We start from the raw sequence: 22,836 nt of genomic DNA, 5'->3' as shown, positions 1-22,836 counted from the left end.
AAATATTTATCTCTATCTGGATTGGCATTAAGCAAGCGGCGCATTATTAATGGCAGACAACTCAGAATTTACATCAAAAATATGGCCACGAATGTTTTTGATACCCATTTCAGTTAAACGAGTAGAATGCATGCTCAAATATGATTGTGCTGTCGCCTCATCTTCAAATAAATAGATCCCACCACCCAGTTGTGATTGCTCGCTTGTGGTCCATATTTTCCAAATAATTCCCGGTTCCTGGTTAATCGACTCAGCTAAACTTGTCATCATAGCGGTCATTTCATCGCCAAATGGTCCAGTAAAATCGAAATCAACTTGCAATAATTTACTCATCTTTATCTCCAACTAATTAAGCAATTAGGTATAGCACTTAGCGTGTCTTCTCCCTTGCGATAGGTGCTATAATACCTAGATAAATTACACATAAAAGTTCATAAAACTGCACATAACTGTGAGTATTTTAGACAGATGAGATTAAAAACAACGTTAGATCAATGGTTAACATTATTTGAAATAGATAAAGCAGGTAGCATTCAAGCTGCAGCAAATACGTTAAATAAAAGCCATACCACTTTGATTTATTCGATAAAAAAATTAGAAGACCAACTCGGTTTATCACTACTGAAAGTAGAAGGTAGACGAGCAGTCTTAACTAATGATGGGAAATCTCTGTTACGTAGAGCACAATCAATGATAGAGCAAGCTAGAGCTCTTGAAGACATTAGTGCTCAGCTATCCCAAGGAGTAGAAGCCGAAATCACAATTGCAGTCGATCACTTATGTGACCGTTCGTGGTTATATGGTGCAATGACAGAATTCATGAAAGAAAATACATCAACTTCTGTTCAGGTGATAGAAACCTCGTTATCTAAAACAACCAAAATGGTAACCTCTGAAAACGCTGATATTTCTATTATTACTCTACCTATTACCAATCATTCATGTGAAGCCTTTGGGATAACAACCATGCTACCGGTTGTTTCAACTCACCACCCTCTTGCAAGCTTATCCGCTCCTAGCTTGGCCGATCTAACAACAAATTGCCAAATAGTGATACGTGATTTAGGGGTAGAAAATAAACAAGATGTTGGATGGCTAAAATCAAATCAACGCATTACTGTCGATAATTTTGACCATGCGTGGCAAGCAACAAAACAAGGATTAGGTTACTGCCGATTACCACAACATGTGATTGAACAGCATAATGATAAAGAGATGGTGGTTTTACATATTGAAAACGCATCAAGTTACCAAGTACCTTTGCATTTAACCTTACCAAAAGGTGTAAAAACAGGGCCAGCTGCAACGGCACTTTATAATTTACTGATTAAATCAATAAACTTGAGATAACACCTAACAGCCTTCTAGTTATAAAACAAAAAGGCTGTTTTTTGATCAATAAAAACGGTAATCACTTGTAAAGAAATCGAGCAGTTTATTAATCGCTATATCTCTATAAATGTCTTTCTCTATCAACATATCATGATAAGCGCCTTCAACTTGTTCTAAATGGCTTGAGTTACACTTCTCATGAAACTCCGACTGCGCAATATTACTCACAACAAGATCATCACCGGCTTGTAAGATCAGCATTGGAATTTTTATTTTATGTGCAGTAGCGATGCATTTTTTACCTGCTTTTATTGATTCTGTTATCCAATGCGTACTTGGTCCACCTAATCGTAATCTAGGGTTATTTACAAACAAGTCTACAAATATTTGATACCGTGCTTTACTGTGCGTAAGTACGTTTTCTTCGTATTTCACTTTTTTGAAATGACTTTGACCCAATGCATAATTTGGTTTACTTGCTAGCACATCAAGTAGATTCAATGTCTGCTTTTTTAAACCATGAGCTTTACCCGGAATATAGACCCCAAACATAGGCGATGTAGCCGCTGACGCTTTCACCGGATGGTCAAATGTCGATAAATATTGAGTCATTACCGCAGCTCCCATTGAGTGAGAGAGCATAAAGCATTCCCCCTCCAAGTTTGGCCTCACAACTCTCTCCATAAAGATATAAAGATCCATAACATAATCATGAAAATCATCCACATGACCTAATTCGTGATCTTGAGTCATCCGTCCTGATTCACCTTGGCCACGGTGATCATAGGCATAAATATTGTAATACTGACTCAGCTCTAAAATGACTTCTTTATATTTCCAATAGCTTTCATTGCGTCCATTTACAATAACTAACGTTTGTTTTTTCTTATTGGGATTAACGTTAATCCATTTTAGCGGAATACGCTCAACCCCAAGAACCTCCCCGCAAATTTTACTATTCCAAATAGCATCTATTTGAGTATTGTACTCTTGCTGTTTCCTTTCATCGGTGAAACGCTCTTCACGAGTCTGTATTAAGAACTGCTCTTGTTGAAGGTGCGATAAGCTCAATTTAGAAGCTATTGTTTCAAGAAATAAATTACCTAACGCTTTACCGTGTTGATAATCGGCATCTAATTGCTTTTTCGTACTACCAAGCACTTTAGATTGAAGCGCTTTATTTGGCGATATTTCATAAATGATGACATCGTCAGGAGGGTTCGCTAAAAATTCTTGGGTCTTACGATAGTTCTCTTCATGAGTCACTAGCATCGCAGCCATATGATCCAGTGTGTTGTTCTTTGTCATCTTAGCAAGAGAGATCAACCAATCGTGATTCTCTTTAAAATCAACAGGTACGGTACGAATAACAACGATATGCCGAAAACCTCGATCATATGCCGCTTGCACTGGAATAGGCGTTGTTAAACCACCATCAAGCCAACGTTTATCATCCATAATAACTGGCTGTTTATGCAAAGCAGGAATTGCGCACGAGGCCCGTAGGATGTCTTTCCAGTTACTGGTGGATAGGTCAAAATACTTAGTTTCAAAATTGGTTGCATGGGCGGCTACAGCAAGTACCTGTTTAGTCGTTAAATGTTCTTCCCCTACTTTCCAATTTAAAGGAATGTCAGATTCAGTTTTATCGATTAGCCAATCCAAATCCATCCCTTCGCCAGTCAATAAAAAGCGAGACAATTTGAAAAAATCAGGACTGCGAGTCACTTGATCAATAATGCGGTAAGCGTGTCCTTTATGCCCACAAATATAAGAGGCTAAATTCAGAGAACCCGCAGAAGTGCCAATTAATAAATCAAATGGATTAAAGTTTGCCTGTAAGAAGCTATCAAGTACTCCAGCAGTAAACACACCTCTTTGACCACCACCTTCCGTCACTAAAGCAATTTTATCGACTTCCCTTTTTGAAAAGCGCAAAACATCAAAGCTATTTTTACTGATCGAATAATGTTCACCCATCATATTTGACCATTTCCGATAGAGTAATTATGTTCTTCTATTATTGCATATTGCTATAAAATCAGGGGAAATAAATAGCCTTTCTATAAATAATGCCGTCATTCCTTTTGTAATACCAATCGTAGTAAATAACTGATCATCCTCGCTGGTTAAAATGCTCGATAACTCGATATTTAAAATCCATCTATGTTATGGTTCTTGCAACAATTAAGGAGAGTTATGAACGACTATGAACTTTTCATCAAAATAAATGATGCTATTTTACTTGAGTTCGATGTCTTTAAAGCATGGGAAAAAACGTTGCTTTTAAATGCTCAAAACCAATTGATGGATAGGTTCCCGATCTCAGATCCACAAAGGGAACTACTCACTAATGTACTCGAGAAAAAAAGACCAAAAAAGAGAAAGAAAAGAAGAACATAAAAGCCATAATGACATTTCATCACTATGGCTTTTTTATAGATTACAATCTTGTACCAATGTAATTAATTAGCTGCTCATATTAGTGGAATTGATATTAATACAAGACCATTGTGAGATAACCAAGAACGAGCACTATCATAGAAGTAAGAGCATAAGGAACCGGGTAGCCTACCGCAGGCATATCACTTTGACATTCGTCCTGAGCCCCTTTCATTGCAGGGGTACTATTACGCCCACCAGCACAAGCACCAGCGAGAATCGCAGGGTTCATCTTACGGAAATAGAAACCATAAATCCAAGCAAGCAGCGGTGGAAGTAACGCAGCAACTAAACCTAGACCTGCAATTTTAATAACCACAATACCTTGGAACGACGCTAGAATCTTAGGACCAACAGTCGCAGCTAATACCGCAACAAACAAACTCAAACCAATATCTTGTAAGAAACTACGAGCCCCTTCACTCATAGGGCCACCAAATGCAGGGTTACGAGTACGTAGGAATGAGAAGACAATCCCCGTCAACATACAACCTGCAGACGTCCCTAAAGCAAATGGAATACCGCCTAAAGTGACACTCAAATGACCACATACATAACCAATCAATAAAGAAAGTGCTAAGTAGAAGGTTTCAGTCAGTGTACTTTCAACAATTGGATTACTATTAAGTTTCTTCGCGGTTTGCTGAACACACCAATCAGAGCCAGCAACACGGATCACATCTCCAACTTCAACTACGGTTTGCGGCAAAATAGGAAGTTGGTGCCCTTGTCTAAATAAGGCTTTCATATAGATGCCAAACCCAACTTCTTTGCTTATATCTTCAATTGTTTTACCTGTGTAAGCCGATTTACCTAAGTGAATATCAGCCACTTCTATATCGACATTACGCGCTCTTGGTTCATCAACTTCAACACCAACCGTAGATTCCCCACCCTCGATTAAAACATGGTAATCACCACGAATACCGATAATATCACCAAGCTGTAACTGTGGATTATCCGCAGAATCAATAACCTCATCTCCACGAACTACTTTAAGAATCGCCGCATGAGGGTAACGATGAAATAACGCATCTACACTCTGACCGACTAATTCTTGGTGATCAACACGATAAGCTCGAATATCTAAAGGAAGTACGCCTAAATTTGAAAAACCATTAGTGCTTGGCAATGCTTCTGTATCACCACCCGCACCAAACTCAGCCTCTGCATCTTTACCGGCTTTAACCGGATCGACACCAAACATGGCAGGCAGATATTTAATAAGTAAGATAATAAATACGCTAGATAAAATATAGCTGATGGCATAACCCGCAGCGATATTGGCACTTATTTGATCAAGCGTCATCCCCGCAGGCGCTTTAACCGCCCCAGAATCAATAGCAGATTGAGCAACCCCCATGACTGCGGTTACTGTGTAACTGCCTGAAATAATCCCAGCCGCATAACCAGGTGCTAAATCTAATAATTTCGAACCAAAGAAAACAATAAGAAAGTTACTAAACACTACAATGAGGCCTATAACGACAAAATCTAATCCTCCTCGTGCGAGGCCTGAGAAAAATTGAGGCCCAACTTTCATACCAATAGCGTACATGAACATCATTAAGAAGATATCAGACACCAATCCCGGTGCATTTATATGTAAGCCATAAACAGAAAAAGCCGTTAATGCAATAGCAACACCTACAACCAAGGTACCCGCGGTTGACCCTAAATTAATTCCTTTAATGGTGACTTTTCCTAACGGATAGCCAATAGCAATACTTAAGAAAAGAAACACAAACGGATTGTGAGCAATATAAGAAAAGAGAAAACCAAAGACACCAGATGCATCTTGAGCAGCCTGACTTTCTAATGATTCAGCCAAAGCCAAATGACTAAAGAAGGTAACACACAGCAAAGTAAATAATTGAACCCAACCTTTGGAACGGACCCAAGTAAATGGACGACCTATTTGACCGATATTCATAATTATTTCCTATATTTTTAAGGAGGGAAGATCCTCTATAGAACAATAGAGGATCTAAAAACACTGTTTCTATTTAACCACTAAAGGGGTTAACCGTGATTAAAGCCTGATGATTCCAACTCATCACTACCATGGGAAATAGGATGCTTAGCAAAAAACTCAACACAATGTTTTAAGTCCGCAACCAATAAATCAGCCTGATCTCGACTGAATCCATGACGAACCAAAATACGCATGATGACTAAATCCTCACGTTTAGGTGGCATAGCATAAGCAGCAATTTGCCAGCCACGAGAACGAATTCGGTCCGATAGATCAAACAAATTAAAACCGGGATCAACGCCTTCCTTCAATGACCAGCTCATTGCAGGAATACCCCCTTTACCATCATAGATAATCTCAAACATACCCAGTTTTTCAATTTCAGATGATAAATAAACAGCCGTGTCGTAACAGGCTTGGTGGATCTTACGATACCCTTCTTTGCCTAAACGTAGGAAGTTGTAGTATTGCGCTACAATTTGGCCACCAGGGCGAGAGAAGTTCAATGCAAAAGTCGGCATATTGCCACCTAAGTAATTCACATTAAAAATCAGATCTTCATGTAAGGCTGACGCATCACGCCAAATAACCCAGCCCACACCGAGTGGACTCAAGCCAAATTTATGGCCTGACGCATTAATCGATTTAACTCGAGGTAAACGGAAATCCCACTCTAAGTCAGGATCACAGAATGGAGCCAAGAAACCACCACTCGCCGCATCAATGTGCATTGGGATGTCTAATCCTGTGTCTTCTTGCAGTTTATCTAGTGCTTCATGCACAGCTTTTACAGGTTCATACTGACAAGTAAATGTCACACCCAATGTTGGAACAACGCCGATGGTGTTTTCATCGCAACGTTTAATCACCTCTTCAGGCGTCATAATCAAACGATCACCTTCCATTGGGATTTCGCGTAATTCAATATCCCAGTAACGCGCAAATTTGTGCCAGCACACTTGAACAGGGCCACAGATCATATTGGGTTTATCTGTTGGTTTGCCGAGCTTTTTCATTTTTTCTCGCCAAGCCCATTTTAGAGCCATACCACCCAACATAGCCGCTTCACTTGACCCTGTAGTTGAGCAACCGAGTGTGTTTTCTGCATCTGGTGAGTTCCACAAATCGGCTAACATGTGCACACAACGTGCTTCAAGTTCAGCGGTTTGAGGATATTCATCCTTATCGATCATATTCTTATCGATGCACTCATCCATTAATTTATGGACTTCATCTTCAACCCAAGTTTGGCAAAATGTAGCTAAGTTCTGTCGAGAATTACCATCCATCATGAGTTCATCATGAATGACTTGGTAGGCATGACGAGGGTCATGTTCTTGTTCAGGCATTTTATATTTTGGCATAGATAACGAAAGGTCAGCTGACGAATAAACATCGTCAAGGAGATCATCTCTGACTGTATCTTTAGAATGAAGAGGCATACGTTTTAGCTCCATTGAATTGAATAAACAATTAAGAATATAAACTGTCGAATTTAATAAATTCGGCCTTAATTAATGAGTAATTAATAACAATGTCAATTAGTTACTCAGTAATATTTATTTACATTTCTAGACCCTTTGATAATGAATGTCAATGTCATTTATAAAGTATGCATGCTGTTAAGTTGGCTATTTTGCGAGCGAATTATCTCTTCGTCTACCCATTTTAATAGCTGTTTAATCGCTTTAGACAACACCTGATTTTGCCTAACAATATAACCTAAACTAGTCGTTGGAAACTTAGGTAATGGCGTTACCGTCGCTTTAAGGTTACGCTTTGGATGAATCGAAAATTCAGGCACAATTGCCACACCAAAACCTGCCTCAGCCCAATCAATCTGAGCATCTACGCTTCCTACTTCCATTATTCGATATTTGGGCAAATTCAAAGACGGTAAAGCCAAATCAAGTAAATCACGAGTTCGAGTATCATGGCCTAACAAAATCAGTGTCGGTTCATCATCTAAGGTAATTGTAGGATCAAGATTCGCTTGCTGCCACTCTGCCAGGTGATTACCCAATGCACACCATTTGATTTGTTGTAATTCAGTAAAATGCAGGGGCTGACTTTCTTTCTGTGCAATAACAAACCCTAAATCGGCCTCTGCACTTTTCACTAATTCAGACGCTTGCGAAGAAGTGGTATTAAGTAGAGAAAAATCGATGCCTGGGAACTCTTGCTTAAATAATTGGAATGGCCCAATCAATAATAAACGCGAAATAATATCACTGGCTGCAATGGTTAATGTCCCACGGCTCAAATCATTAATCGCATTCAAATCAGCTTGGCACACTTGCAATGCCATTAGCGTATCTTGACTGGTTTGTAATAAACGAGTCCCTGCTTCCGTTAAATGAAAAGGATTTCTCTCAATCAACTTTACTCGAGTCGAACTTTCTAACTGTTTAATATGTAAGCTGACATTGGGTTGCGTCATATGAAGGGCTGCCGCCGTTTTTCCAAAGTGTTTTAACTCTGCTAACGTTACAAATGTTTTAAGCCAGTTAAGATCAAGCATGCCTATACTCTCTTTTTGAATACATTTCACTCAATATGATATATGGATTTCTTATCAAGTCGATAATTATAATTAATTTCTCATATTGCAAATCTACACTTAACATAGCCTCTTAATCATTTAGGAGTTTGTGTTATGCCGTCTATTGTTGTTGTTGGTGCTAATTGGGGCGATGAAGGTAAAGGCCGTATCGTTGATTTTCTTGCTGCGGATGCGTCTGCAAGTATTCGTTTTCAGGGCGGTAATAACGCCGGTCATACAGTGGTAAATGACTTCGGTACCTTTAAGCTACACCAACTTCCAAGCGGTATCTTTAACCCAGACTGTACAGCGGTTCTTGGCCCTGGCATGGTAATTAGCCCTGCGGCATTAAGCGAAGAAATCGCAGAAGTTAAAGCGGCTGGTATTGAAGTAAAAATGCACATATCTGACCGTGCTACGCTTTGCCTTCCTATTCATGCACTTGAAGATACACTTGAAGAATTACGTTTAGGCGACGGTGCTTACGGTTCAACTCGTCAAGGTATTGCTCCTGCATACGGCGACCGTGTAATGAAAAAAGGCATCCTTGTTGGTTGGTTAATGCAACCTGAGGTTCTTCTAGAACGTATCAAGTTCATGCTTGATTGGAAAATGCCACAACTTAAAGCACTTTACCCTACTTGTGATTTCAACCAAACAGCGGAAGAAATGACAGAATGGCTACTAGAAGTAACTGCACCTTGGCGTAAATTCATCTGTAACGTAACTGAGCCTTTAAAAGTAATGCAGAAGAACGATGCAAACTTATTGTTTGAAGCACAACTCGGTGCTGGTCGTGATTTAGTTTACGGTGAATACCCATGGACTACCTCTTCAAACGTAACAGCGGCTTATGCGGGTATCGGCAGTGGCTTACCTGCATTACGCCCTGAGCGTATTATCGCTGTAGCGAAATCATTCAGCTCATCTGTTGGTACAGGTACGCTAGTTACTGCCATGGAAGAGCAAGATAACTTCCGTGAAGCAGCTAATGAATATGGCGCAGTAACAGGTCGTCCACGTGATATGGGCTACTTTGATGCAGTAGCAACGCGCAACGGTGTTGAATTACAAGCAGCAACTGAAATCGCACTAACAAAAATTGACTGCTTAAGTGGCATGGCGGATCTTAAAATCTGTACGTCTTACGCTGGCGAACACACTGAGAACCCAATCTGGCCTCAAACATCAGCATTAAGCCCTGTTTACGAAAACATGCAAGCATGGCAAGAAGACATCACAGGGTGTCGTACTTTTGAAAGCCTACCAAAAGCGGCTCAAGCGTATGTATTACGTATTGAAGAACTAATGGGCGTGCCAGTAAGTATGGTGTCTGTTGGTCCTGAACGTGAGCAAATGATCATTCGTTAATCTGAATATCATTATATACATCCACCTCAATGGCTGATGTGTAGAATCAAAAATTAAAACCGCACTGCCCTATTTTGTGAGAATTTTAGGTGGTGCGGTTTTTTGATCAAATTGTCGCTTTTATTCAATCTTCCTTTTTTACTTTTGCCTACAATCCCTAGCAAGAAATAATTCAACATAATAAACAGGTAACGATAGCCTAATTCGCTGTCTCACCTATCGAGTTATAGGCAAAAAAATGATTAACATTATAAAAATTGAACAACTAGAAGAATTAAGCACACTAAAAAAAGAATACGTTAAGCAAGCTACAGCGCCACTAGATGGTATGTGGTTATGCGGATTTGTGCCAATGGCAGACCATTTTGGTTTTTATAAAGATGCAGAGTTGATTGGATTTTGTTGTATAAATAGCGATGGCTACCTACTTCAGTTTTACGTAAACCAACCAAATCAAGCTCTTGCTGATGATATTTTCACTTCTATTATCAATAAAAAAAACGAACTTATTGGTGCTGTGATTGGCGCATTTTCTAGTACTGCAGAAACGCATTATTTATCATTATGTCTTGATCATGCGGCGAAAACCCAGGTAAATACGCTGATGTATCAACAAATCGAAAAAAACGTAAAGCAAAAGACTGACTTACCAATGGCAGCAACAACGGGTGAACAGCTAGCCGAGTTTGTTGAATTTGCAAAAGCAAACATAGGTGCACCGGAAGAGTGGGTTACTGGATATTATGCAAACCTAATTAGTCGCCAAGAGTTATTTGGTTACTGGAAGAAGAATAAGTTACTGGCTGCTGGTGAATGTCGCTTGTTTGACGAACATCAAACAGAGCATGCTGATTTGGGAATGGTTGTTGCTGAATCTGAACGCGGTCAAGGCATTGCAACTCAAGTACTCACTTATTTGATTGCTTTAGCAAACAGTAAAGGGCTAACCGCTATGTGTTCAACTGAGAAAACGAATATTGCCTCGCAGAAAGCCATTACTCGTGCTGGTCTTACTTCTTCACATCGCATTGTTCAGTTTGATTTTTAAACTCAGCAACATATCAACTTAAACACTAAAGCTAGTGGCTTATTCTTTGAGTCATTAGCTTTATATTCTTACTATAATGGTTATTGGTTATTCAATTCCACCATATATATCAATCGTAAGATCTCGTTGCTTTGCGTACTCCCCAGGGGTGACTCCCAAAGTACTTTTCAAATAACGGATCAAATGTGGCTGATCACTAAAACCAAACTCGTAAGCAACCGTTAACCAATCAATATCGGTTTCTTCTCGCTGATACAGATACGTAATTAACGCTTCCAATCGATTCATTGACTGGCATTGTTTTAAAGTAAACCCAGTAACTCGAACAAAACTTCGCTCTAACGTTCTTTGTGAGCAATGCAATAACTCCCCTAATTGAGCAATGGGCGCTTTCGCTAATAGAGGTAGCGCTTTTGTTGTCAGTTGATAATGTTTATCTTCTTCTACTTTAGATAACCACGGTAACAATATCTCATCTAACTTAGTACAAAGCCTCTGACGATCTTGTTTGGCTAGCTCAATCAGATCTATTTCATTTATCCCTTCAGTTCCAAATAACAGATTCAAATCTGCTGAAACAATAGTATCTGCTACTGATTGTTGTGGTTCTTGGTTTAATAAGTACAACGCACCAACATGAAATTTAACCCCGATGATCGCAAAGCCATGCGAGTGATCCATCTGTAATGTCTTGCTGTATGGGTATAGCCAATGTGACCCTTTTCCCTTTAATCGATCAGATGCAATATCATAATGATAGGGTTGCTCTGAAGCCGAAATGATCAAATGCCCTGCAGGCTCAGGGTTTAATTTGGGAAATGGGTTACTGTCTGTCTCTTCAGGTCTTTCTAAAAACCAATAACAATCGATCAGTTTAGCCACATCCGAATTTTTAGGGGGGTGAATCCAATTGATCATCATTAATACCGTAAAGAGAAAGAAATAACCATTCTAACTGACTTATCTCATTAACAGCACAACAGATCACCATAATTATCTATATGATCCTGTTCGTAGTTGAGCTAGAGATCTGATTTTTGACTAAAAACTCAACAGAGTACGATTGAAAAAAGAGGAGTTCAGGTACACTCTGCATTGCATATTTAAAAACCAAGGATAGGAAAATGAATTCGGTTCGTTTTGGAGAAAAATTAATTACTCCATCTAAATTATTATGTATTGGCCGTAATTACGTTGCCCATATTAATGAGTTAAATAATACGATCCCTGAGCAAATGGTGGTGTTTAATAAACCCAATTCATGCATCACTTCAACCCTATCTTCTTTCCATCAAGAGCGTTTACATTATGAAGTAGAGATCTGTTTTTTGATTGAAAAAGAACAGCTATCTGCCGTTGCAATCGGTTTTGATTTAACCAAACGAGATTTACAGTCTGAGCTAAAAAGCAAAGGACTTCCTTGGGAGCGAGCAAAAGCCTTTGATGGCTCAGCGGTATTTAGTCGTTTCATCCCTCTTGATGGTATAGACATTAATCAACTTCAAATTGAGCTCTTTATTAACAGTATGAGAGTCCAATGTGGTCAAGTTAGCCAAATGATTTACTCTCCAGAAACTATCCTTGCTGATTTAAAATCCTATACTCAATTGTATGATGGTGATGTCATCATGACTGGTACACCTCAAGGCGTTGGTGAAATTCACATGGGTGATATTTTTCTTAGTCGCTTAAAACTCGATGGAAAAACACTGATTGAAGCTGAGTGGGTTGCAAGATAAGCGAAATGACAAGTTACCGTGGTAATTTTATCAATTTACAAACATAAAAGTCGCATTGAAAACCAATTAGCAACAAAATTATCATTATTTTTTAATATGCTGATTATTTATTCTATAATGGCACTTTAAAAATGGAAAAGTAGATCTCACTACTATAAAATCCGCCTCCTGATTTATAATTCAAAATAAAATAATGATTGATATTACTATTCTTCCGGTTTACTTAACCGCTGTTATCGCCCTACTTTTATTACCAGGCCCTGATATGCTGTTGATTGCTAGTTCAAGCATGAGTTACGGCCGTAAAGTCGGTTTATTTGCCAGCTTAGGTAATGCGACCTCAGGTATTATTTTAACCTTGCTTGCTGCTTTAGGCGTATCTGCACTGATTGCGATGAGCCCTATTGCCTTAAAAGCATTACATCTCGTTGGTGGTGCCTACTTATTAAAAATGGGTTGGGATTGTATTCGAGCAGAAGCGGATGAAGCACCAGAATTACAACAAGGTTCGACAATGGCAACTACGTTTTACCAACGTGCTTTAGTCAGTAATTTATTGAACCCTAAAGCGTTAGTCTTCTTTGTGATGTTTTTACCACAATTTGTTTCTACCAATATTGCTGCAAGCTCTGGTGAGCAAATGTTGGTGCTTGGCTTATTGCTTAACGTTCTTGGTTTATTGTTTAACTTAATCTTGGTAGCGTTAGTGGGAACACTTGGAAAGTCGCTAATCAATAACGTGAAATTCAGAACGTATCAGCATAAATTCATGGGCGGGATTTTTATCATTCTTGCATTGTGGATGTTAAGTTCTTTTGTTACTGCACTTTAATTCAATTCAAAATATAAAAACGGTAAGCATTGAGCTCACCGTTTTTATTTCTATCCTACTTTTTAAAAGCTTAGTTTCTTGATCTTCTGACTTTTAAACTAGGCTCTTTTGATGCTCTTCAATTAAATAATCCATCGCTTCATTGGCTTTAGTTTGAATAACCGAGTATTCATCTGTTGGTGCAATCGCTGCCACCACTTCGTAATAACACTTCAGTTTTGGCTCAGTACCTGATGGGCGAACAATAATACGAGAGCCGTCTTCTAAATGATAAATCACAACATCACTGGCTGGTAAATCGATTGATTCTGTCGTGCCATCTGAGAGATATCTCAATGACGCTTTTAAATCTTCAGTAACCGCAATATTCACTCCAGCAATTTGCTTTGGTGGATTCGCTCTTAGCTTATCGCCAACCGGTGGAGAATTTGGTGCTAAAGCGATACTGCGCTGTGAATTTATATACAATCCATGGGTGCGATAAATTAATTCCAACTCATCCCAAACGCTCTTACCTTGTGTTGAAAGTTCTGCCGCTAATTGAGCAAAAGCAACTAAAGCAGATAAACCATCTTTATCCCACACTTCACTGCCAATGGTATACCCAAGTGCTTCTTCATAAGCAAAAAGAAATTGTTTCTCTTCACTTTGCTTTTGCATCGCAACATTAGTTAGCCATTTGAAGCCTGTTAGGGTTTGGAAATACTCGGCCCCTTTCGATTCAGCAATCTTTTTCAATAGCGTGGACGAAACAATGGTATTACCAACAAGCTGCTTACTTGGTTCTGTATGTTTCAACAGATAATGCCCAAATAGAATACCTACCTGATCACCTGTGAGCATTTGATAGCTACCGTCATCTTTTCGTGCAGCAAGTGCAAAACGGTCTGCATCAGGATCATTAGCGCATGCAAGCTCTGCCTGTACTGAATCAGCTAACGCGATAACCATATCCATAGCCCCTTTTTCTTCAGGGTTAGGGAAATTTACCGTTGGGAAAGTGCCATCTGGTTCTCTTTGTTCTGCCACGCTCACCACATGATTAAAGCCTGCATCACGCAATAAGGTTTCTGCCATATCGGCACCCACACCATGCATCGCTGTATAAGCAATTGAAATTGCTGATGGGTTAGTATGGTTTGAAAGCAGCGGATTGCTGTTCATTGCATTACGATAACATTGATAGTATTCGTCATCTAACCACACTAAAAGCCCTCGAGCCTCAGCATCACTCAATGACATCAGTGGAATAGGCTTTGTGGCTGCAATATCGATCTCATTGGCAATACCTGAATCATGCGGCGGAATAATCTGCGCCCCATTCTCCCAATACACTTTAAAACCATTATATTCTGGTGGGTTGTGGCTTGCGGTAACCACGACGGCTCCGGCTGCATTAAACTTCTTGATCCCATAAGCCACAATAGGGGTTGCCGCAACTTTGGTTGTTAAAAAAACTTTAATCCCTAAAGCCGTTAAAACGCTAGCGGTATCATGAGCGAATTGTTGAGAATCAGTACGACCGTCATAACCAATAACAACACCTCTTTCGCTAGCATTCGTGATGTTGTCTATTAAATAATGACCTAATCCTGTGGCTGTTTCTTGAATTACCAGCCGATTCATTCGGTTAGGTCCTGCTCCTACCATTCCTCGTAATCCAGCGGTACCAAATTGAAGTCGAGAAGAAAAGCGATCTTTTAGTTCTGCCATGTTTCCGATATCGACAAGGTACTGAAGTTCTTCTCGAGTTCTTGGTTCTGGATCTCTACTCAACCAATTTGTTATTTTCTGCATCATAATAAAAAACCTCATTACTGAATATTCATTAAGTCTAGATGATATCTATTATCAATTACATGAGCGCAATCGCTAAACTCAGGAAAATAATAGTTAACTATGAACAAATTATAGTTCTGATACGTAAATACTCTTAATACCATAAGCATTAAAACATTTTATTCATGAGTTTTATCTTATTTTTAGTTAAAGAAGTGGTAAAGTGGAAAGAGTTAGCATTATTATAACCTGTTTATTTGTAAGGATATTATATGAAAATCGCAATGTTCAGTACTAAATCTTATGATGAAGTTTCTTTCAATAGTATCAATCAAAATTACCAATTCGAATGTCAATATTTCAACTTCCAACTCACTGAAAGTACAGCCCCAATTGCAGATGGTGCCGATGTGGTTTGTGCATTCGTTAATGATGATTTATCTGCGCCAGTCCTCACTAAACTTGCGAATCAAGGCACCAAATTAATCGCGATGCGTTGTGCGGGATTTGACCGTGTAGACCTTGATGCGGCAAAAGAACTCGGTCTCCAAGTGGTTCGAGTGCCCGCTTACTCACCAGAAGCCATCGCCGAACATGCTGTCGGAATGATGATGTGCTTAAACCGTCGTTTCCATAAAGCATATCAACGAACTCGTGATGCCAACTTCTCTCTAGAAGGGTTAACAGGTTTCAATTTCTTTGGTAAGACGGTTGGTGTTATTGGCTCGGGTAAAATTGGGCTCGCAACAATGCGAATTCTTAAAGGATTAGGAATGGAAATCTTGTGCTATGACCCATACCCAAGCCAAGTAGCGATAGATTTAGGAGTGAGATACACTACCCTTGATGAGATTTTTGCGAAATCAGATGTAATAACACTGCATTGTCCATTAACGCCTGAAAACACGCACTTATTAGACACAGATTCATTTGAAAAAATGAAAGATGGCGTAATGATCATTAATACCAGTCGTGGTGGGTTATTAAACTCAGCCAACGCTATCGAAGCCTTAAAAGCAGGAAAAATCGGCGCGTTAGGATTAGACGTTTATGATCACGAGAAAGAGCTTTTCTTCCAAGATAAATCAAACGACATTATTACCGATGATGTTTTCCGTCGTTTATCTGCTTGCCATAATGTACTTTTCACAGGCCACCAAGCCTTCTTAACTGAAGAAGCATTAGACAATATAGCTGCAACAACACTAGGTAGTATTGATGCCTTTTCAAAAGGTGAGCACTCCGGTAACGAATTAATTCAAGCGTAGTAACCTATAAAAGCGCCTTACATAGTTTGCTTATGTAAGGCGTTTTAATTTGGTACTATCTTAATCGGCTAAGAACAACTTGTTGATCTAAATGTTCTTGATAGTCAGTATATTCCAACCCTTTATCAAAAATATATTCCGTCACTAAACGAGTAACTAACACTCTTAGCTCGTCCCCGTTCCATGGTTTTTCAATATAACTTTCAATACGCGCTCGATTAATAGCGATAATTGTATCTTGATGAGTTGCTTGCCCTGTTAACAGAACTTTTTTTGTTCTTAAAAAGCGATAATCGTGGGAAACATCAGTCAATAATTCAACACCATTTTTTCCTGGCATTACGTGATCGGATAATACTAAAGCGATATATCCTCCTTCACTGTCTAGCTCATCCATCAAGTCTAATGCTTCATCCGCAGATTCACATTCCTCGATATTAATCCATGATTTAAGTGGTGCAAGATCTTGCAAAACGGCACTCAGCACTTCCCTTTGATCGTCTACACAAATCAGATTAAGTTTTTCCATGACCGTCCTCGACTGGCAATTTAATTCTAAAAATGGTTTTCTCTTGATTGCTCTTTACTGCAATTGAACCACCGTATCCTGTTATGATTCGTTTTACGATGGCTAGACCGAGCCCTAAACCAAAAGAAAGTCCGCCCTTTTTGGTGGTAAAATTCGGTTGGAATATTTTACGTCGAGTCACTTCATCTATTTCAGGACCATTATTCGCAATCGTCACTAAAACAAATCGGTCTGATACTCGCGTCGATATTTCAATTTCTGGTGATTGTATTTTCTCCATTGCATCGCTGGCATTTTTAATCACATTAGCCCACACCTGAACTAACTCAGTGGCTGATGCTTTTACCATCGGCATTGCTGCTGGGCTCATATGGACAGAGACGCGTCTCAAATCACTCTGTAATAAGACGAGCGCTTTATTAATGCTGTCATTCACATCAAGGATTTCATCGGTATCTATATCTGTTCTGCCTAGTTGTTTCACCGAGCGAACAATACCAACAGAATGCCTTGCCGCTAACCTCATGTCATGAAGATCTCGACCGATATTCCAATAGCGTATGGCTTTTTCAGGAGCGCTTAACCAGTACGTTGATAACTCACCACTAGGCACCGCACGAGCTAATTCACGCGCGAGATCTCTTTCAAGACCATAACGTTCTTCTATTTCACGCCCTCTTGTGCGAACTTCTGATGAGCTAATGTTTTGACCATTCATCAAACCTTGATCAACAAAACTACTCGCTTCTGGGTGTATCTCTTCTAGTAACTCTAAAATGATAGACTGCAGACGCTCTGTTTTACTGCTTAAGACTCCAACCGCATTATTAAGCTCATGAGCAATACCCGCAGCCAATTGACCAAGTGTGGTCATTTGCTCTGCAGAGTAGAGTTTTTGTAGCGCTTTTTCTTTCTCTATCGACTCTTGCATGGCTCTGCGCTGACGACGAGAAAGCTCATTAACAATAATAGGCGTAAACTGCGCGGTAAGTGGTCCATAGCGCTCTAGCTCAACTGCCGTGGTCTTTGTATCTATCCACCCAAGTTCACTTTCTGTTTTACTCACTACGGTTGATGAAGCAATTAAGGTTTCAGAAAAGAAACTATGAACGCCTATGAATGCGCCTTCAGAGGCACTAAATACCATAACTTGGCTTTCACTCTCTTCTTCTTGATAGAACCCTTCTAACTCACCAGAGCAAACATAGTATAGACGGTCATTGTCTGCACCCTGCTCTAAGATCGTTTCACCCGCAGGAATAACAATTCTTCGCTCTTCTTGACTAAAATAGGCATCAATCAAACGTTGTAATTTTTCTTGATTCATAGGCTATCCAATATGGCCCACAGTATGAAGGATCCATACCATTACAAAACTTAATAACACACCAACGACGCCCAATATCACACCTGTTTTTGCCATTTGATTACTTTCTACATTACCGGTTGCATGCGCCAATGCATTTGGTGGTGTACTGATTGGTAATGACATACCTAGAGAAGCGGCAAATGTAACTATCAGTATTAAGGTTAGCTCACCACCTAATGGGGTCAATGACGTCATTGAAGTACCTAACGCTGCCATGATCGGCATCAATAAGTTCGCCGTTGCTGTATGAGACATGAAGTTTGCCATGACTAAACATAAGAATGCAGCACCAAATAAAACCACATAAGGAGAATAAGCATCAAAAGGAATACTGTGAACCACTAACTTAGCCAAGCCTGTTTTATCTAACGCTAAACCAAGAGCAATACCACCTGAAACTAACCACAGCACATCCCATGATATTTTCTTAAGATCTTCTTTGTTGATGATCCCCGTCAGAGAGAAAACCGCAACTGGAATTAGCGCAACAGTATATGAGTTCATGCCATGACTTGATCCCATTAGCCATAAAAGGATCGTACCTGCGAATGTGATGTACACCATGATCGCTTTTGGTGTTTTTAAGAACTTCCCTTTGATATCTAAATTCATTGTGGTTTGTTTTGCTGGGTATAAGTAGGTAATTAAGAACCAAGCAAGCGCCATCATCACGATGACAAATGGCACACCAAATGCCATCCACTCACCGAATGTGATTAGGTTGTCTCCAACAAGATATTTCAAGGCAATGGCATTTGGTGGGGTTCCAATCGGGGTTCCAATACCACCAATGTTCGCCGCAATAGGAATACACAAAGCAAACGCAACTCGGCCTGGATCTTTCGGACCAAATACGGCAATAACAGGCGTTAAGATCGATAGCATCATCGCCGTTGTTGCCGTATTCGACATAAACATGGAGAAAATTCCCGTAATCAACATTAAGCCAAGCATGACAAACTTAGGGTTGGTTCCAAATGGTTTTAACAATACTCTGGCTAAGTTGACATCCAATCGATATTTCGTTGCCGCCATTGCTAGGAAAAAACCACCTAAGAACAGCATAATTATCGGACTGGCAAAGGTTGCCATAATATCACTGTAATTTAGCAACTCTCCAAAATGAGGTGCATCTTGATTCATCTTAAATAAGATAAAACCTTTATCAGAAACCATTAATAGTTCGAGAACAATAATGACTACTGAGGTTGCGTAAATTGGAATTGGCTCAAATACCCAACACAGTGCTGCCAATAAAAAGATAGCAATCACACGCTGCTGAATTATTGTCATTCCTTCAAAAGGAAAAGCGGACAAAGGGAGTAATAAAATAATTAAAGGAATAACTGTTGGGATTAAATACTTCATGTATTGACGCATAACGCTACCGACTTCCATAGAACAGTAAAAATATATTGTCTTTATTATGGTCTTAGTTACTGTTCGGTATACCGAGTTAGATCAATGAATATAGTAAAATAATTAAAAATATGAAGAGTTATGATTTAATCACATAAAAAAAGGAGCCCCATGTCTGAGACTCCTTTTTAACTTTTAGTTAGCTATTTTCAAAAAAAGATTATTTATCTTCTTTCTCGGCTTTTGGTTTTTTACGCTTATCCGTAATTGCCCACTTGCCGTCGATGTATAAACCAGTCCAACCTGATGGCTTGCCATCACTTTCAGTACGAACATAGTTCTCTTTCGTTTTACGACTGAAACGAATCACTGCTGGCTTACCATCTGGATCGTGCGTCGGTGCTTCTGTTAAGTACAAGAACTTAGGAGACAGACGCTCTTTAAAGCGAACAAGCTCTTCCACTAATGGTGCACGAGTTTCACGTGATTTAGGGAACGTACTTGCTGCTAAGAATAAACCTGATGCGCCATCACGTAACACAAAGTACGCGTCTGATTTTTCACATTCCAATTCAGGAAGGTGTACAGGATCTTCTTTTGGTGGCGCAACTTCACCATTTCTTAGGATTTTACGTGTGTTTTTACACGTTTCACTCGTACAATCCATATATTTACCAAAGCGGCCGTTCTTAAGTTCCATGTCTGAACCACATTTGTCACATTCGACAATTGGACCATCATAACCTTTAAGTTGGAACTCACCTTTCTCAATAATGTAACCTTCACAGTTCGGGTTATTACCACAAACATGAAGCTTACGATCTTGATCAATTAGATAAGGATCCATCGCTGTTTCACACTTAGGACAACGTTTCTTCGCTCGTAATGCTGCGGTTTCTACGTCTTCTTCAAGAACATTAACAATGCCCTCTTCACTGCCTAAGTTAATCGTTGTTTTACAACGTTCTTTTGGTGGTAATGCGTAACCCGAACAACCAAGGAATACCCCAGTTGATGCAGTACGAATACCCATATTACGGCCACATGTTGGACATTTAATATCGGTTTCTACGATATTATTTGGTGACATGCCACCTTCAGATTCATCAAGCTCCGCTTTGGCAATATCATCAGTAAAGTCTTGGAAGAAAGCGTTAAGTACGTCTTTCCAATCTTTATCACCTTCAGCAATTTTATCTAAGTTGCCTTCCATACGAGCCGTAAAATCGTAATCCATTAAATCATCAAACGATTGATTTAGACGGTCTGTAACGATTTCACCCATTTTCTCTGCATAGAAACGGCGACTTTCAACACGAACATAACCACGGTCTTGAATGGTTGAGATGATTGATGCGTAAGTCGATGGACGACCAATGCCTTTTTTCTCAAGTTCTTTAACCAATGCAGCTTCTGTGAAACGCGCTGGTGGCTTAGTAAAGTGTTGTTTTGGATCAAGCTGTTCTAGCTTTAGCTTATCGCCAAGTTGAACCGCTGGTAATAGCTGATCTTCATTTTTCCCCATTGGACGTTGTACGCGAGTCCAACCATCAAACTTAAGGATACGTCCTTTTGCTTTTAAGGTGAATTCATCGGCTTTTACGCTCAATGTGGTTGAATCGTATTGCGCAGGTGTCATTTGACAAGCAACAAATTGATTCCAAATTAGGTTATAAAGTTTGTGAGCGTCCGCTTCCATACCTTGTAGGTCATCAACTTTCACATCAACACTTGAAGGACGAATCGCTTCGTGAGCTTCTTGTGCGCCTTCTTTGCTACCGTAAAAAATCGGTGCTGAAGGCAAATAGCTGTCGCCATACTCAGAACCAATGAACTCACGTAACGCCTCTACAGCCTCTTTACTTAAGTTAGTTGAGTCAGTACGCATATAAGTGATGTAACCGCCCTCATAGAGGCGCTGAGCTAACATCATGGTCTTTTTCACACCATAACCTAGACGTGTACTTGCTGCTTGTTGCAATGTTGATGTGATATACGGTGCTGATGGCTTACTTTTTGTTGGGCGATCTTCACGTTTACACACTTCATATTCTGCTTTTTCAAGAATACTAACCGCTGCAAGCGTATCCGCTTGATTTAACGGTTTGAAGGCAGAACCATTACGTTGTGCAACTTGTAGGCGGAAGTTTTCTTTATCCGCAGTTAACGTATCCGCATGAATATCCCAGAACTCTTCAGGAATAAATGCATTGATTTCACGCTCACGCTCAACCAATACCTTCACAGCAACTGATTGAACACGACCAGCAGATAAACCACGAGCCACTTTTTTCCACAACAATGGAGAAGCCATGAAACCAACCACACGATCTAAGAAACGACGTGCTTGCTGTGCATTTACACCTGGCATACTCAACTCACCTGGAGTTTCAAAAGCCTGCTGAATTGCATTTTTAGTGATTTCATTAAAAACCACACGTTTAAAGCGTGAATCATCACCACCGATGATCTCGCGAAGGTGCCACGCAATAGCTTCCCCTTCACGGTCCAAATCGGTTGCGAGATAAATAGTATCTGCGCTTTCCGCTAATTTTTGTAATTCAGCAACTACTTTTTCTTTACCTGGAAGAATTTGATAGTTAGCTGCCCAATCATTGTATGGGTCAATTCCCATTTTATTGATTAGATTTTTTTTATCTCTTTCTTTTTTAATGCGTGCTTTTTCTTCAACACTTAAGCCTTTAGTCGATGCCGCAGCCGCTTTTTTACCTGTGCTCGTTGAGCCCATAGGTAAATCACGTACGTGACCTACACTGGATTTTACGATGAAGTCTTTGCCAAGGTATTTATTTATTGTTTTTGCTTTGGCTGGTGACTCCACGATAACTAGAGATTTACCCATAATGTCTCACTAACGTCCTCGTGCTGAAATACAATGCTGCTCAAAATAACGATATCAACAGCTATAAATTAAACTTTATCTATATATTACTATTGAGGGAGGATGGCACTACGTCAACCACTTTTTTTACATTCGTTACTGAATGGTCGTAGTTTGGACAGTTGTTAATTAGATGTAATTTAGACACACCCTACCATCAAACTCCCTTTTTAATTAGGCCGACTCTATTATCATTTACACGTCCATAGCTCAAAAGGTGAGTTAAATATCTTGCACTTGCTCACAATAAAATTGTCAATCTTCACTGAATTTTTATTTTACTAGCCATGATTTACATCAATTGTATTTTCCAACCGTTATGCTTAAAATCCCTCTTTTATATAGCAAA

General features: G+C 39.5%; 18 protein-coding genes. 7 read left to right on the top strand and 11 right to left on the bottom strand.

Translation table 11 applies throughout. The features are described from left to right. Positions 1–27 precede the first annotated feature (27 nt). Entirely contained in the window at positions 28–333 is a 306-nt protein-coding gene (locus PVK63_RS01820; protein WP_130086765.1) for a monooxygenase, read from the bottom strand. Between the two features lie 135 nt (positions 334–468). Between PVK63_RS01820 and PVK63_RS01815 the strand changes: the two genes are divergently transcribed. Beyond that, positions 469–1,350 (top strand): LysR family transcriptional regulator, encoded by an 882-nt coding sequence (locus PVK63_RS01815; protein WP_130086764.1) that lies wholly within the window; start codon positions 469–471, stop codon positions 1,348–1,350. 45 nt (positions 1,351–1,395) lie between these two features. On the opposite strand, the gene PVK63_RS01810 is transcribed toward PVK63_RS01815, so the two are convergent. Next, positions 1,396–3,315 (bottom strand): alpha/beta fold hydrolase, encoded by a 1,920-nt coding sequence (locus PVK63_RS01810; RefSeq protein WP_242511056.1) that lies wholly within the window; start codon positions 3,313–3,315, stop codon positions 1,396–1,398. Between the two features lie 216 nt (positions 3,316–3,531). Between PVK63_RS01810 and PVK63_RS01805 the strand changes: the two genes are divergently transcribed. Further along, positions 3,532–3,735 (top strand): hypothetical protein, encoded by a 204-nt coding sequence (locus tag PVK63_RS01805; RefSeq protein WP_130043407.1) that lies wholly within the window; start codon positions 3,532–3,534, stop codon positions 3,733–3,735. 94 nt (positions 3,736–3,829) lie between these two features. Here the strand turns inward: PVK63_RS01805 and PVK63_RS01800 are convergent, their stop codons facing one another. The 3 genes from PVK63_RS01800 to PVK63_RS01790 all read right to left on the bottom strand — a co-directional run bounded on the left by PVK63_RS01800 (position 3,830) and on the right by PVK63_RS01790 (position 8,270). After that, positions 3,830–5,707, bottom strand: a complete 1,878-nt coding sequence (locus PVK63_RS01800; RefSeq protein WP_130086763.1) for an aspartate:alanine exchanger family transporter — start codon at positions 5,705–5,707, stop codon at positions 3,830–3,832. 89 nt (positions 5,708–5,796) lie between these two features. Continuing rightward, complete coding sequence (locus tag PVK63_RS01795) at positions 5,797–7,191, bottom strand: glutamate decarboxylase (RefSeq protein ID WP_130048631.1); 1,395 nt, start codon at positions 7,189–7,191, stop codon at positions 5,797–5,799. 161 nt (positions 7,192–7,352) lie between these two features. Then, positions 7,353–8,270: a LysR family transcriptional regulator gene (locus tag PVK63_RS01790; RefSeq protein WP_130043404.1), complete on the bottom strand. Its 918-nt coding sequence runs from the start codon at positions 8,268–8,270 to the stop codon at positions 7,353–7,355. A 135-nt stretch (positions 8,271–8,405) separates the two neighbouring features. Between PVK63_RS01790 and PVK63_RS01785 the strand changes: the two genes are divergently transcribed. Both PVK63_RS01785 and PVK63_RS01780 read left to right on the top strand, forming a co-directional pair. Continuing rightward, positions 8,406–9,662, top strand: a complete 1,257-nt coding sequence (locus PVK63_RS01785) for an adenylosuccinate synthetase (RefSeq protein WP_130048630.1) — start codon at positions 8,406–8,408, stop codon at positions 9,660–9,662. A 238-nt stretch (positions 9,663–9,900) separates the two neighbouring features. Then, positions 9,901–10,710: a GNAT family N-acetyltransferase gene (locus PVK63_RS01780; protein ID WP_130086762.1), complete on the top strand. Its 810-nt coding sequence runs from the start codon at positions 9,901–9,903 to the stop codon at positions 10,708–10,710. Between the two features lie 87 nt (positions 10,711–10,797). Here PVK63_RS01780 and PVK63_RS01775 read toward each other — a convergent pair whose 3' ends face one another. Then, positions 10,798–11,628: a helix-turn-helix domain-containing protein gene (locus tag PVK63_RS01775; protein WP_130086869.1), complete on the bottom strand. Its 831-nt coding sequence runs from the start codon at positions 11,626–11,628 to the stop codon at positions 10,798–10,800. A 206-nt stretch (positions 11,629–11,834) separates the two neighbouring features. On the opposite strand from PVK63_RS01775, the gene PVK63_RS01770 reads away from it, so the two are divergent. Together PVK63_RS01770 and PVK63_RS01765 are read left to right on the top strand one after the other, a co-directional pair. After that, positions 11,835–12,449 carry a fumarylacetoacetate hydrolase family protein gene (locus PVK63_RS01770; protein WP_130086761.1) on the top strand — a complete coding sequence of 205 codons (615 nt, stop codon included), beginning with the start codon at positions 11,835–11,837 and terminating at the stop codon, positions 12,447–12,449. 193 nt (positions 12,450–12,642) lie between these two features. Continuing rightward, positions 12,643–13,281 carry a LysE family translocator gene (locus tag PVK63_RS01765; RefSeq protein WP_130043399.1) on the top strand — a complete coding sequence of 213 codons (639 nt, stop codon included), beginning with the start codon at positions 12,643–12,645 and terminating at the stop codon, positions 13,279–13,281. A 93-nt stretch (positions 13,282–13,374) separates the two neighbouring features. Here PVK63_RS01765 and PVK63_RS01760 read toward each other — a convergent pair whose 3' ends face one another. Continuing rightward, positions 13,375–15,081: a phospho-sugar mutase gene (locus tag PVK63_RS01760; RefSeq protein ID WP_130086760.1), complete on the bottom strand. Its 1,707-nt coding sequence runs from the start codon at positions 15,079–15,081 to the stop codon at positions 13,375–13,377. 251 nt (positions 15,082–15,332) lie between these two features. On the opposite strand from PVK63_RS01760, the gene PVK63_RS01755 reads away from it, so the two are divergent. Further along, positions 15,333–16,328 (top strand): 2-hydroxyacid dehydrogenase, encoded by a 996-nt coding sequence (locus PVK63_RS01755; RefSeq protein ID WP_130043397.1) that lies wholly within the window; start codon positions 15,333–15,335, stop codon positions 16,326–16,328. 55 nt (positions 16,329–16,383) lie between these two features. Here the strand turns inward: PVK63_RS01755 and PVK63_RS01750 are convergent, their stop codons facing one another. The 4 genes from PVK63_RS01750 to topA form a co-directional block, all read right to left on the bottom strand. Continuing rightward, a complete protein-coding gene (locus PVK63_RS01750; RefSeq protein ID WP_130043396.1) occupies positions 16,384–16,857 on the bottom strand; it encodes a response regulator in 474 nt (157 codons plus the stop codon). Beyond that, positions 16,844–18,184 carry an ATP-binding protein gene (locus tag PVK63_RS01745; protein ID WP_130043395.1) on the bottom strand — a complete coding sequence of 447 codons (1,341 nt, stop codon included), beginning with the start codon at positions 18,182–18,184 and terminating at the stop codon, positions 16,844–16,846. Before PVK63_RS01745 ends, PVK63_RS01750 begins: the two co-directional genes overlap by 14 nt. 3 nt (positions 18,185–18,187) lie before the next feature. After that, the gene (locus PVK63_RS01740) at positions 18,188–19,606 is read right to left on the bottom strand and encodes an SLC13 family permease (RefSeq protein ID WP_130086759.1); all 1,419 of its coding nucleotides are present in this window, start codon (positions 19,604–19,606) and stop codon (positions 18,188–18,190) included. Between the two features lie 199 nt (positions 19,607–19,805). Then, positions 19,806–22,448 (bottom strand): type I DNA topoisomerase, encoded by a 2,643-nt coding sequence (topA, locus tag PVK63_RS01735; RefSeq protein WP_130048618.1) that lies wholly within the window; start codon positions 22,446–22,448, stop codon positions 19,806–19,808. Positions 22,449–22,836 lie beyond the last annotated feature (388 nt).

Origin of the sequence: Aliivibrio sp. S2TY2 (assembly GCF_028765525.1) — a bacterium.
GTDB lineage: Bacteria > Pseudomonadota > Gammaproteobacteria > Enterobacterales > Vibrionaceae > Aliivibrio > Aliivibrio finisterrensis_A.
The sequence above is the reverse complement of the archived record's forward strand: the minus strand, read 5'-3'. Positions and strand labels throughout refer to the sequence as shown.